15 protein-coding genes are annotated in these 12,763 nt (G+C 59.4%); 10 read left to right on the forward strand and 5 right to left on the reverse strand.

Annotation, left to right across the window (positions count from 1 at the left end; genetic code table 11):
* Window positions 1-151: 151 nt before the first annotated feature.
* The 4 genes from ehuB (at window position 152) to ehuA (ending at window position 3,264) form a co-directional block, all read left to right on the forward strand.
* Window positions 152-1,009, forward strand: a complete 858-nt coding sequence (gene ehuB, locus J3P92_RS20715) for an ectoine/hydroxyectoine ABC transporter substrate-binding protein EhuB (protein WP_434648896.1) — start codon at window positions 152-154, stop codon at window positions 1,007-1,009.
* 73 nt (window positions 1,010-1,082) lie between these two features.
* The gene (gene ehuC, locus J3P92_RS20720) at window positions 1,083-1,742 is read left to right on the forward strand and encodes an ectoine/hydroxyectoine ABC transporter permease subunit EhuC (protein ID WP_434648898.1); all 660 of its coding nucleotides are present in this window, start codon (window positions 1,083-1,085) and stop codon (window positions 1,740-1,742) included.
* Window positions 1,739-2,395 (forward strand): ectoine/hydroxyectoine ABC transporter permease subunit EhuD, encoded by a 657-nt coding sequence (gene ehuD / locus J3P92_RS20725; protein ID WP_420765449.1) that lies wholly within the window; start codon window positions 1,739-1,741, stop codon window positions 2,393-2,395. Before ehuC ends, ehuD begins: the two co-directional genes overlap by 4 nt.
* Window positions 2,395-3,264 (forward strand): ectoine/hydroxyectoine ABC transporter ATP-binding protein EhuA, encoded by an 870-nt coding sequence (gene ehuA, locus J3P92_RS20730; RefSeq protein ID WP_420765450.1) that lies wholly within the window; start codon window positions 2,395-2,397, stop codon window positions 3,262-3,264. Before ehuD ends, ehuA begins: the two co-directional genes overlap by 1 nt.
* A 129-nt stretch (window positions 3,265-3,393) precedes the next feature.
* Here the strand turns inward: ehuA and J3P92_RS20735 are convergent, their stop codons facing one another.
* Entirely contained in the window at window positions 3,394-4,128 is a 735-nt protein-coding gene (locus J3P92_RS20735; RefSeq protein ID WP_420765451.1) for an OmpA family protein, read from the reverse strand.
* 152 nt (window positions 4,129-4,280) lie between these two features.
* Window positions 4,281-5,456, reverse strand: coding sequence for an aspartate aminotransferase family protein (locus tag J3P92_RS20740; protein WP_434648900.1), 1,176 nt, complete (start codon window positions 5,454-5,456; stop codon window positions 4,281-4,283).
* Between the two features lie 98 nt (window positions 5,457-5,554).
* On the opposite strand from J3P92_RS20740, the gene J3P92_RS20745 reads away from it, so the two are divergent.
* The 6 genes from J3P92_RS20745 (at window position 5,555) to J3P92_RS20770 (ending at window position 10,709) form a co-directional block, all read left to right on the forward strand.
* Window positions 5,555-6,463, forward strand: coding sequence for a LysR family transcriptional regulator (locus tag J3P92_RS20745; RefSeq protein WP_434560553.1), 909 nt, complete (start codon window positions 5,555-5,557; stop codon window positions 6,461-6,463).
* 85 nt (window positions 6,464-6,548) lie between these two features.
* A complete protein-coding gene (locus J3P92_RS20750; RefSeq protein WP_420765454.1) occupies window positions 6,549-7,166 on the forward strand; it encodes a hypothetical protein in 618 nt (205 codons plus the stop codon).
* On the forward strand, window positions 7,159-7,908 hold the full coding sequence (locus tag J3P92_RS20755) for a hypothetical protein (protein WP_434648902.1): 750 nt from the start codon (window positions 7,159-7,161) through the stop codon (window positions 7,906-7,908). Before J3P92_RS20750 ends, J3P92_RS20755 begins: the two co-directional genes overlap by 8 nt.
* Window positions 7,909-8,049: 141 nt before the next feature.
* Window positions 8,050-9,063: a sensor domain-containing diguanylate cyclase gene (locus tag J3P92_RS20760; RefSeq protein WP_434651174.1), complete on the forward strand. Its 1,014-nt coding sequence runs from the start codon at window positions 8,050-8,052 to the stop codon at window positions 9,061-9,063.
* A 133-nt stretch (window positions 9,064-9,196) separates the two neighbouring features.
* Window positions 9,197-9,883, forward strand: coding sequence for a DUF72 domain-containing protein (locus J3P92_RS20765; protein ID WP_434648904.1), 687 nt, complete (start codon window positions 9,197-9,199; stop codon window positions 9,881-9,883).
* A gap of 121 nt (window positions 9,884-10,004) precedes the next feature.
* Window positions 10,005-10,709 carry a hypothetical protein gene (locus J3P92_RS20770; protein WP_420765457.1) on the forward strand — a complete coding sequence of 235 codons (705 nt, stop codon included), beginning with the start codon at window positions 10,005-10,007 and terminating at the stop codon, window positions 10,707-10,709.
* Window positions 10,710-10,900: 191 nt separating this feature from the next.
* Here J3P92_RS20770 and cyoE read toward each other — a convergent pair whose 3' ends face one another.
* From cyoE to J3P92_RS20785, 3 genes are read right to left on the reverse strand one after another with little or no spacing between them, the layout of a single operon-like run.
* Window positions 10,901-11,788 carry a heme o synthase gene (gene cyoE / locus J3P92_RS20775; RefSeq protein ID WP_434607686.1) on the reverse strand — a complete coding sequence of 296 codons (888 nt, stop codon included), beginning with the start codon at window positions 11,786-11,788 and terminating at the stop codon, window positions 10,901-10,903.
* Window positions 11,789-11,799: 11 nt separating this feature from the next.
* Complete coding sequence (gene cyoD, locus J3P92_RS20780) at window positions 11,800-12,135, reverse strand: cytochrome o ubiquinol oxidase subunit IV (RefSeq protein WP_039591596.1); 336 nt, start codon at window positions 12,133-12,135, stop codon at window positions 11,800-11,802.
* Window positions 12,136-12,762, reverse strand: coding sequence for a cytochrome o ubiquinol oxidase subunit III (locus tag J3P92_RS20785; RefSeq protein ID WP_039591598.1), 627 nt, complete (start codon window positions 12,760-12,762; stop codon window positions 12,136-12,138). It abuts the gene before it with no gap.
* Window position 12,763 lies beyond the last annotated feature (1 nt).

Genomic DNA, 12,763 nt, shown 5'->3' on the forward strand with positions numbered 1-12,763 from the left:
CCCCGACAAAAAGCCGGATCGACCTGTACCGGCGCCGCTACCGATTCCAGGCCTCGCCCGGATCCGCCGCCGTACGCTTTGCTCTTGTCACACTGCCTCCTAACACAGAACCGTCCGCTGACGGATCCACAAGAAACAGGAGATTTTATCGATGAGCAATTTTCTTCCCGGCACCTGCGCACCCTTGCGTCGGATGTTGTTGACCTGTGCCGCACTGGGCCTGGCCGGCAGCGTCCAGGCCGCCACGCTGGACACCATCAAAAGCGACAGCAGCATCCGCATCGGCTACGCCAACGAAACCCCGTTTGCCTTCACCGAAACCGACGGCACCGTCACGGGTGAATCGCCGGAGATTGCCAAGATCATCTTCGCCAAAATGGGCATCAAGCAGGTCAACGGCGTGCTCACCGAATGGGGCTCGCTGATCCCTGGGCTGCGCGCGGGTCGCTTCGATGTGATTGCCGCCGGCATGTACATCACCCCGGCACGCTGCAAGCAAGTGTTGTTCACCGATCCGCAATACCAGCTGCCCGATGCCTTGCTGGTGGCCAAGGGCAACCCGAAAAAACTTCACAGTTATGAAGACATCGCCAAGCAACCGGATGTGAAGCTGGCAATCATGGCCGGCACGGTGAACCTGGCGTACGCTCGTGATTCCGGGGTCAAGGATGAACAGATTCTCCAGGTGCCCGACACCACCGCGCAATTGCAAGCCGTACGCGCCGGTCGCGCCGACGCCGCTGTCGGCACCCAACTGACCATGAAAGGCCTGGCCGCCAAGGGCGGTGACAAGGTCGAGGCGATGACTGAATTCAAGGACGACCCGTTCCACATCGGCTATGGCGCCCTGGCCTTCCGTCCCGAAGACAAGGACCTGCGCGACGCGGTCAACGCCGAGCTGAAAAAATGGCTCGGGTCGGAAGAACACCTCAAGGCCGTCGCGCCGTTCGGTTTCGACAAATCCAACGTCACCAGCAAGACCGCGGCCGAGCTCTGCGCTCAGCCCTAATGGCACGCCGAAACGGGCATGACGCGCGGTGCGTGATGCCCGTTCCCTGCTTCATCGGACATCGGGTTGAACCATGGGCGAATTACTTCCGTTATTGATTCAAGGGGCCTGGGTCACACTCCAGGTGACTTTCTTCGGCTCGCTGCTGGCGATTGTCGCGGCGGTACTCGCAGCCCTCGGACGGCTGTCGCCGTGGCCCGCGTTGCGCTGGTTTTCCATCACCTACATCGAAGTGTTCCGAGGCACGTCGCTGCTGGTGCAATTGTTCTGGCTGTTCTTCGTGCTGCCGCTGCCGCCGTTCAACATCGAGCTGAGCCCCTACGCCGTGGCGATTGTCGGCCTGGGCCTGCACATTGGCGCGTACGGGGCCGAGGTGATGCGCGGCGCCATCAGCTCAGTCGCCAAGGGCCAATACGAGGCCTGCACGGCGCTGAACTTCAGCGGTTTCACGCGCTTCAAGCGAATCATCCTGCCCCAGGCGTTGCTGGCGGCCATTCCACCCGGCACCAATTTGTTGATCGAGTTGCTGAAGAACACGTCGCTGGTATCGCTGATTACCTTGTCGGACCTGAGTTTCCGGGCGCGCCAGTTGGATCAGGCAACGTTCCAGACCCTGGAGATCTTCAGCCTGGCGCTGGTGATGTATTTCATCCTCGCCCAGGCCATCAACTTCGGCATGCGCAACATCGAGCGGCGGCTGAGCCGGGGCCGGATGCGTGGAGGTCTGTCATGACACTGTTCGACTGGTCTTACGCCGCGCAAATCCTCCCGGACCTGCTGCGCGCCTCCCTCAACACCGTGGGCATCACCTTGATCGGCTTTGTGATTGCAATCGTGCTGGGGCTGTTCCTTGCGATTGGCCGGCGCAGCCGCCGATTCTGGCTGTCGTGGCCGGCCACGGCGGTGATCGAATTCATCCGCAGCACGCCGTTGCTGATCCAGGTGTACTTCCTCTACTACGTGCTGCCCAACTACGGCCTGAGCCTGACGGCCATGCAGGTTGGCATCGTGGGCATCGGCCTGCACTACGCCTGCTACATTGCCGAGGTCTATCGCAGCGGCCTCGACGCGGTGCCTCGGGCGCAGTGGGAAGCGGTGACAGCATTGAACATCGCGCCATACGACGCGTACCGCAACATCATCCTGCCCCAGGCATTGCGCCCCATCGTGCCGCCGCTGGGCAACTACCTGGTGGCAATGCTCAAGGACACGCCGGTGCTGTCGGCGATCACCGTGGTGGAAATCATGCAGCAGGCCAAGAATATCGGCTCCGAGCACTTCCGCTACCTGGAACCGATCACCCTGGTCGGCCTGTTCTTCCTCGCCCTGAGCCTCGCCTTGGCTTATCTGGTACGGCGCCTTGAAACGCGCATGGAGCTACGCTAATGACTTTACCTCTGTCCACGCCCACCGATCTGTCCCGGCGCAGCACGCTGGCATCGCAGCAGGAGGCCCCGGCCATGAACGTCCCGACACCGTCCCGGCCAATTGTGAGTTTCCAGGACGTGACCAAAAGCTACGGCAGCTTCACAGTGCTCGACCATTTGAACCTGGATGTCGCGCCCGGTGAAAAAGTCGCGATCATCGGCCCCAGTGGTTCCGGCAAATCGACGCTGTTGCGGGTGTTGATGACCCTGGAGGGTATCGACCAGGGCCAGATCCGCATCGAGGATGATTCGCTGACTCACATGCCCAACCGCAACGGCGTGCTGGTGCCCGCGAACGACCGACACATCCGCCGGGTGCGCGGCAAGATCGGCATGGTATTCCAGAGCTTCAACCTGTTTCCCCACATGACCGCGCTGCAGAACGTCATCGAGGCGCCCGTGCAAGTGCTGGGCATGAACCCGAAAGAAGCCCGCGAGCGTGCCGCCGACCTGCTGGAGCTGGTGGGCCTGGGCAACAAGCTAGACCATTACCCGTCGCAGCTGTCTGGCGGCCAGCAACAGCGGGTAGCGATTGCCCGGGCGCTGGCGATGCGGCCCAAGGTGATGCTGTTTGACGAAGTGACCTCGGCCCTGGATCCGGAGCTGTGCGGCGAAGTCTTGAACGTTATCCGCAAACTCGGCGCCGAACACAACCTGACGATGCTGATGGTGACTCACCAGATGGGCTTTGCCCGGGAGTTCGCAGACCGGGTGTGCTTCTTCTACAAGGGCCAGATTCACGAACAGGGCACCCCGGCGCAGATTTTCGAAAACCCGCAGCAGGAGCGTACGTGTGCGTTCTTGAGTGCGGTGAAAGAGGCGAATTGACCCCTAATTACTCAAGTGAACACCTCCGTGGCGAGGGAGCTTGCTCCCTCGCCACAAAAGCCCAAACGCCAGTCGCAAAAAAAGAGGGACCCCATTTTCGGGGTCCCCCTTTCGTTTACAGCCCAGCGATCAAGGATACTGCTGGTAAGTCTGCCCCTGCTGCTCCGGCGCCTGGTACTGCTGCCCCGGAATAGCCTTGAGGTTGACCTCGACGCGACGGTTCTGCGCACGGCCGTTGACGTCGCTGTTGCTCGCCACCGGGTTGTCCGGGCCGGCGCCACGGGCCGAGAGGTTGGCACCGCTCACGCCCTGGGACGTCAGGTAGGTCGCCACGCTCTGGGCGCGGCGCTGGGACAGGTCCATGTTGTGCTGACGGCTGCCAGTACTGTCGGTGTAGCCGACGATTTCGATCTGGTTCTGGTTGAATTCCTTGAGGGAGTTGGCCAGGTTGTTCAGCGGCTGGTAGAAACTGGAGGCGATGTTCGCCGAGTCGGTGGCGAAGGTGATGTTGCCCGGCATGATCAGCTTGATCTGGTCGCCCTGGCGCTGCACCTCAACGCCGGTATTGGCCATGCTCGCACGCAACTTCTTTTCCTGCTGGTCGGCGTAGTAGCCGTAGCCGGCCGCCGAGGCGCCAACCACCGCAGCGCCGATCAACGCACCCTTGCCCCGGTTATCGTGACCGATGGCCGCACCGGCCAGTGCCCCGGCCAGCGCACCGAGGCCACCGTACTTGGCGGTTTTGCTCATGCCCGACGAGTCGGTAGAGGCCTGGCCCTGATTGTCATAGGGGTTGGGCGACGCACAGCCGGACAACAGGGCCACGGCGGTAGCGACAACGATCAAGCGACGCGAGGTGAACATGAAGATGCTCCTGGGATTTTCAGTCTGGTTGCCAAAGTGTAGGCAATCGACTCTGGCGGGCGTTGGAACGCGGCAATCGTTAAAAATTCCGTCCCGTTGCGCTGCGTTTCGCCCTGACTGAACAACACCCGCCGTCGCCAGACCTTGAGCATTCACTCCTGCGCAAGGCTGCGGCTCACACCCCTGGCGATCATCTCCACTTCCCGCCCGTCAATCGTCAGCGGCGGCAACAGGCGGATGGTCTTGCCCCGGATGACGTTGATCAGCAGGCCATGGTCCCGGGCAGCACGAAGGGTCAGGTCACGGACCGGTTGCTTGAGTTCGATGCCAATCATCAACCCTTGGCCTCGGACCTCCAACACGTTCGGGTTATCCGCCAACTCAGCCCGCAGCCGGCTGAGCAACTGTGCGCCCTGACGCCCGGCGTTCACCACCAGGCCTTGCTCCTCAATGATGTCAAGCACCGTGCAACCCACACGGCAGGCCAGGGGATTGCCGCCAAACGTACTCCCATGACTGCCGGGCGTGAACAGCTCGGCGGCTTTGCCCCGGGCCAGGCAGGCACCGATGGGGACGCCATTGCCCAAGCCTTTGGCAAGAGTCATGACGTCCGGCACGATGCCTTCGTGCTGGAACGCAAACCATTGGCCGGTGCGGCCGATGCCGGTCTGGATCTCGTCGAGCATCAGCAACCAGGCGCGCCGGCTGCACAGGTCCCGCAGCGCCCGCAGGTAACCCGGCGGCGCGACTTGCACGCCACTTTCCCCTTGGATCGGCTCCACCAGAATCGCGACGATACGCTCGCCATGGGTTTGCTGGATTTTTTCCAACGCCGCGAGATCGCCAAACGGCACCTTGATGAAATCCCCCGGCAACCGATTGAATCCCAGCCGCACCGATGGGCCGTCGCTGGCGGACATCGTGCCCAGCGTGCGCCCATGGAAGGCGTTGTCCATGACCACCACCAGCGGCTGCTCGACGCCTTTGTGCCAGCCGTGCAGACGCGCCAGTTTCAGTGCGGTTTCGTTGGCCTCGGCTCCGGAGTTGTTGAAAAATGCCCGGTCCATTCCCGACAACTGCGTGAGTTTGCCGGCCAACCGTTGTTGCCAGTCGATGCTGTACAGGTTGGAGGTGTGCAGCAACAGGCCGGCCTGCTCACTGATGGCCGCCACCAGCCGGGGATGGGAGTGCCCGACGTTGGTCACCGCCACACCCGCCACCGCATCGAGGTACTCGCGGCCGTCCTGGTCCCACAGGCGGGTCCCCAGGCCATGGGTGAAACTCAATGCCAGAGGTTGGTAAGTGCTCATCAGGCAAGCGGCGGTCATGACATCTAGCTCCATCGGGTGGTTTTTTCCAGTATGGTTAGCCACTCTCGATGGATAAACGCTGCTTCACTTCAATCATTTATAAGCCGAGCTTGATAATGGACTTGTTCCAGGCAATGACTGTTTACGTAAAAGTCGTGGAGACGGGCAGCCTGACAGCGGCAGCCCTGGCGTGCGAAATGTCCACCACCATGGTAGGCAATCATCTTCGTGCGCTGGAACAACGCCTCGGCGTGCGCCTGATCAATCGTACGACTCGTCGTCAACGCTTGACGGAATTCGGCTCAGCCTATTACCAACGTTGCCTGGAGGTGCTCGGGCTGGTCGCCGACTCAGAGCGCCTGGCGGAACAGACCCAAGGCGACCCCACCGGCACCTTGCGCATCACCGCGCCGCTGACCTTCGGCACGGAGCGCCTGGCGCCAGCACTGGCCGAGTTCAGCCAGCGCTACCCACAGGTCAAGCTCGATGTGGTACTGACCAACCAGCGCCTCGATCTGCTCGACCATGGCTTCGATGTCGCCATCCGACTGGGGCTCCCCGATCCGAAGCTGATCGCCCGCCCCTTGGTGGACTACACCCTGACCATCTGCGCGTCTCCCGTTTACCTTGCTCGGCGAGGCACACCGCGCAAGCCCGACGATTTGCGACACCATGATTGCCTGTCGTTTGCCTATTCCGCCGGCGATGAATGGCGCTTCGCCCAGGAACACTGGCCAATCAACGGCCCGGAAGGCGAAATCAAAATCCCGGTGACCGGCCCGATGCTGATCAATAGCTCTTCGGGCCTGCACCGTGCCGCGCTCGCCGGCATGGGCGTGGTAATGCTGCCCGACGCGCTGGTGGCAAAGGATCTGCAGGAAGGGCATCTGGTGGCGCTGCTCCAGGACTATCAACTGCCTCATCGCCCGATGAGCCTGATGTACGCCCAGGATCGCTACCGTTTGCCGAAGCTGCGCAGTTTTGTCGAGTTTGCCCTGGAGTACTGGGCGAGGCCCGTCGGATAGAGAAATTTGCCTTTTAAGGCTACTATTGTAGAAGTAGCTTTTAAAGGCTACTTTTTAGATTCTAACGACTGAGCACATTCAATCAATGAAGCCAGAAGCGGTATTGACCGGTGACCTGATTCACTCGCAGAGCGCAGGGAATACCCTTGCGTACATCGCACGCCTGGAAAAGGTGTTGGGACAGCAGGAAAAACGCTACCAAGCGAAAGCGGACATTTTTAGAGGTGACGGTTTTCAACTTTTGATGAGCCAGCCCGAACAAGCTTTCCACTGTGCCATCGCCTTGCGAGCCGCCTTGATCGAGGCCAGCCCCGAAGGCGAGCGTTGGGATGCGCGCATCGCCGTGGGCATTGGCTCGGCACGCAAATCGCAAACCTATGGTGAAGCTTTCGTCCTTTCCGGCCAAGGGCTCGATAGCATGAAAAAAAATACGCTGGCCGTGTTCTGCAATCACCAGGAATTCCAAGAGCGCGCAGGATTGGTAACAGAGTTCGTTGCAGCCGTACTGGAGGAATGGACAGTGGTCGAAGCCCAGACCTATGCGCTGCACCTGATAGAGGAAACCAACCAACAAACCATCGCCCACAGCCTAGGCAAGTCCCGGGTCACCATCAACAAAGCTCTGCAGCGCGCCCAAGCGCGTTTACTGGACAAATACCTGGCAAGCACCAGCCGGTGGATCAAGGAGCTGGGCAGTGATTGAATCGTCAAGATTGCTCGTAATCCTGTTATTCGCGCATGTGCTTCTGGACTTCTGGATATCCGGTTATTTCACATCAAAAACCTCCGCCAGCCGTACCCGACAAATCGCCTGCAACCTGATCATGCTAGGTATCTATTTCGCAGTTTTTTCCCTGCTGCTGATACTGGCGGGGCAAACCGGTGCTTTAGCCACTAAAGCCGGATTGTTGATGGCAGCCGCCAAACTGATTACCCTCATCTTTATTCATGACCCTACCAAATCACCGCTATGGGCTCTGCTTGCCCGACAAACTGTTCTAGTTGCCAGCCTGGCCACGATCTGCCTGCTCTCTGACAGCAGTGCTGCGAGTGTTCAAGGCGCTCTGGCAAAACTAATGACCACGACAAATCTTACGGTTGGCCTCGCCTATCTCGCGATGCTACGACCCGCTTCAGCATTGATTGGCACAGTACTCAGTCCATGGATTAAAGAAATCGACACTGTAGGCTCCTTGACCAACGCAGGGACATTGATCGGCTATCTGGAGCGATTACTCATATTGACATTTGTCTTGCTGGAGCAATGGGAGGCCGTCGGTTTTCTTCTCACCGCAAAAAGCATCCTTCGCTTCAATGAAATCCAGAATGCCAAAGTACGGTCCATCAGCGAATACGTATTATTAGGCACCCTACTCAGCTTTGCCTTGAGCATAGGAACAGGGCTGCTCGTCATGAATGCATTAAAGTTGATCGCCGACCAGTAGCCTGAAAAGGCTACTTCTTGATTTGTAGCCTTAAGGCGCTACTTCAGATGCACCATGTCACCCCTAGTGACCCCTAAGCCCATCGGCTACTCTTCACCCTCGGAGAGCATTTTGATATCAGGGCTGATTGAGGGAACAATGATGGACGACGCCTCGAAGATCGATTTGCTGCGGTTCGATTTGTCCGATCTGGACGAAAGCGTGCTGCACACCATCATGGAACTGGTCAGCGATGGCATCTGGGACTGGAACGCCAATACCGGGTTCGTTTATCGCAACCCCGGTTGGTACACCATGCTCGGCTACTCGCCTCATTCGCTGAGCAACACCGTGTTGACTTGGGAGAGCGTGATCCATCCGCAGGATTACTCCCAGGTGATGTCACTGTTCGATGACTACCTTCAACAACGCTCGGCAAAATACCAAGCCGAATACCGCTGTCGCACGCATGACGGCTCGTATATCTGGATCGAAGACCGCGGCTACGTCATCGCTCGCAACCCCGACGGCAGCGTGGCCCGAATGATCGGCGCCCATCGCAGCATCGACGACAAGAAGCGTCTGTTCGAGCAACTTGAACGGCGCAACAAATCCCTGGAAGCGGTCATCGAAGAGCGCACCCGTGAGTTGTCGCGGGTCAACCATCAATTGCAGATCCAACTCGACGAAAACCGCAGGCTCGCCGAAACCGACGCATTGACCCTGGTCGCTAATCGGTATCGCCTGGAGCAGACGCTGCCTCAGGCTTGCGAACGCGCCCAGCGCTTTCGCGAACCGTTGTCGCTGATCGCCATGGACATCGACGATTTCAAGGACATCAACGATCGATACGGCCATGCATTCGGTGATGCGGCGCTGGTGCAAGTGGTGCAGGCGGTCAAGCGTTGTGAGCGCGACAGCGACCTGTTGGTGCGTTGGGGGGGCGATGAATTCATCATGATTTTGCCAAATACATCCTTGGCCGATGCGGTCTTGATGGCCGAAACCATACGCCGCGGCCTGTCCGACCTGCTCCCGGTAGGGGATTTCCAGATCACCATGAGTTTTGGTGTGGTGCAGCGGATCGAAGACGAAACCCAAGAGGTATTGATGGATCGGGCGGACCAGGCGCTGTATCGCTCGAAGATGGCCGGCAAGAACGTGATATGCGACTGACCTCTGCTTGCGAAGAATGAATCCATGAGGCGTTTGTTGCGGTCATAGCTTTGTCCCCGCAATCAGGCCTCCCACATTGGCAACTCGACTCTCACGCTCTTCAATCCTTTTCCTGGGCTGCGCGGGCTGGTCATTGCCCAAGGCGCAATGGCCGTCCTTTCCCGATGAAGGCACCCATCTGCAGCGCTACAGCGCACGCTTTCCAGCCGTGGAGATCAACAGTTCGTTCTATCGCCCGCACCGCCCCGCCACGTATGCAAAATGGGCGGACAGCGTGGCCGCAGAATTTCGCTTCTCGGTGAAAATGCCAAAGCAGATCACTCACGAACGACGCTTGGTCGATTGCGAGGGGCTTGTGGAAGAATTCCTCGGGCAGTGCTCGCAACTGGGGGAAAAACTCGGCTGCCTGCTGATTCAACTGTCACCATCGCTGGCCTTTGACGACGCCCAGGCCGAGACCTTCTTCAAGGTTTTGCGTGATCGTTACCAAGGCGATGCGGTGCTTGAACCTCGACACCCGAGCTGGCTCGCACCACCCGCCATGGCGATGCTGCAGACCCAGCGAATCGGTCGCGTGGCCGCCGATCCCTCGCCGCTGCCGGGGGGCGACCAACCGGCGGGGTGGCCCGGCATTCGTTATTACCGTATGCACGGCTCGCCGAAGATTTATTACACCCCTTACGATGATGTCCGGCTCAAGCAAATCGCCCAAGCCTTGAAAGCCGCCCCGGACACACCGACCTGGTGCATATTCGATAACACGGCCAGCGGCGCAGCGACCCCGGACGCGTTGCGGTTGATGGCGCTGTTGCGCGGATGAAATGCGTACCGGCGACCGGTCCGACCGTGACAACGCCGCCCGCGTCCAATAGATTAGGCGGCCGGAAAAAAGCTCAACCCCTTTCTCGCCATATCCCGCTAACAGAAGTAGTGAAATTTCAATGTCCGATTCCAATACCGCTGAATCCGTAATCACCCTGTCGTCCAAAGCGGAATACGAAAACTCCATCAATCTTTCACAGCATCTGCCCCAGGCCAAAACCATCAGCGAGATGGTCCTGGATGCGTTCCAGTCGAACCGCGAAAGCGACCAGATCCGCGAACTGCGCACCGCCATCCGCCAGGCTCACGACGCGTTCGATGACGACAAGGCCTACGAACTGATGGGCCAGCTCAAGCAACTCAAGGACGCCGAAGCTGCGGATTTTGCTGCTTTGGAAGACCTGAGCAGCCGCTTCCCCATCAGCCGCATTCTCTCCAGCTACAAGGATGATGCGGATTTCCAGGAACTGGTCTACGGCCTGGCCTTGAAAGTGCTGAACCAGACCCACCAGGCGATCAGCAACCCAAGCGGTAGCAAAGGCAAGGCCTCGCGGCCCAAAAAGGAAGCCGAGGTGTTCGTCATCAGCAAGGACGGCATCAGCGTCACCCTGCCCCTGCGCACCCCGCGCTCCAAGCCGAACGTCGACCGCGAGGCCTTCGAGTTCCTGGGTTTCAACTTTGTTGGTGAAGGCGACGAAGCCGAACTGGAAAGCGAGACCTTCCTGGACAATGACGGCACCGAACAACCAGTTACCCGTAAAAGCATCGTCACTGCCCTGCAACAGCAGAAAGCGTTCGACGGCTACAGCATCGCCCAGCAATAAAATAAGCCCGCGTCGAGTCGAGTCCCTTGTGGGAGCGAGCCTGCTCGCGAATGCGGTGGATCATTTGAGGTGATGTTGGCTGAACGGGCGCATTCGCGAGCAGGCTCGCTCCCACAGAAGTCCCAAGTAACACCCAAGAAAAAGCCCCGCACTTCTCTCGAAGGCGGGGCTTTTTTTACTGCCTCTGTCGCTTAAGGCGCGTAAGTCAGCAACAACTCACTCGGCACCTTGAAATCCAGGGACATCATCACGCTCAGGGCAGTGATGGTGAAGATCGAGAACACGAACAGCTTGCGTGCCCAGACCGTGTCATCCACCGCCTTGTAGCCGGTCCAGGCCATGTACAGCCAGTACATGCCCATGGCAGCGGCGACGGCGAGGTAGCTCATGCCGGCGTAGCCGCTGAAGGTCAGCATCAAGGTCGCCACGAGGAAGGCCAGGATGTAGAGCAGGATGTGTTTCTTGGCCACCTGGATACCGCGCTTGACGGGCAATACCGGGATCGAGGCCGCCAGGTAATCATTGAAGCGGAAGATCGCGATGGCATAGGAATGCGGCATCTGCCACAGGCTGAACATCACCAGCAGCGTCACCGCCGCCATGTCGAAGCTGTTGCTGACCGCGACATAACCGATCACCGGCGGCATCGCCCCCGACAGACTGCCCACCAGCGTGCCGTGAACCGACTTGCGCTTGAGGTACAGGCTGTAGAGGCCGACGTAGATGACAAAGCCGATCACCGCGAACAACGCCGCCAGCGGGTTGGCGACCCAGTACAGCAGCGCCACGCCGGCCACACCCAGCACCGTGGCAAACGCCAGGGCCAGTTGCACCGGAATCAGGCCTTGGACCAGCGCCCGGTTCTTGGTGCGTTCCATCTTGATGTCGATGTCACGGTCGATGCAGTTGTTGAACACGCAACCGGACGCCACCACCAGGGAAGTGCCGATCATCGCCGCCAGGAAGATGGCCAGATCGACATGCCCTTTCGAGGCCAGGAAAAACCCGCCCGCCACAGAAAGCACGTTACCGAAAATGATCCCCGGCTTGGTGATTTGGATAAAGTGCTTCAGTGACATCCGGACTTTCCTCAGTGCGCCATCATGTTGGTGTGGATGCTGAACATGATCCACAGCGACAAGCCGACCAGCAGTACGATCACCAGCGCAGCGAAGACAAACGCAATCACGTTGTTACGCTGGGCGGCCGAACGGTCCAGGTGCAGGAAGTACACCAGGTGGACCAATACTTGGACCACGGCGAAGATCAGAATGATCCAAAGCGTCAGGCTCTTGGGCAGCGATGGGTACATCACCAGGCCGAACGGAATGACGGTCAGGATCACCGACAGGATGAAACCGATGGCGTAGGACTTGACGCTGCCGTGGCCGGCGTCGTGGCCATCATGGGAATGAGCGTTAGCCATTTACAGGGTCCCCATCAGATAAACAACGGTGAATACGCAGATCCACACCACGTCCAGGAAGTGCCAGAACAGGCTCAGGCAGCTCAGGCGCGTCTTGTTGGTGGCGGTCAGGCCGTTTTTCTGGACCTGGTACATCATGATCGCCATCCAGATCAGACCGCTGGTCACGTGCAGACCGTGGGTGCCGACCAGGGTGAAGAACCCGGACAGGAAACCGCTGCGGCTCGGGCCGTAGCCTTCGGCGATCAGGATATGGAACTCATTGATCTCCATGGCGATAAAGCCGGCGCCCAGCAGGAAGGTCATCGCCAACCAGCCCAGGACCTGGGTTTTCTTGCCCTTGTACAACGCCAGCATGGCGAAGCCGTAGGTGATCGAACTGAACAGCAGCAGCGCGGTTTCGCCCAGTACATAAGGCAGTTCGAAGATGTCGTGGCCCGACGGGCCACCGGCGACGTTGTTAACCAGCACCGCGTACACCGCGAAGATCGACGCAAACAGAATGCAGTCGGTCATCAGGTAGAGCCAGAAACCGAATACGGTCATCTCGCCCGAGTCGTGGTGATGGTCATCGTGCCCATGGTCATGACCATGGGCGTGTCCAACATTGGTCACTAAGTTCGACATG

Origin of the sequence: Pseudomonas sp. D3-27 (assembly GCF_051132165.1) — a bacterium.
Classification (GTDB): Bacteria; Pseudomonadota; Gammaproteobacteria; order Pseudomonadales; family Pseudomonadaceae; genus Aquipseudomonas.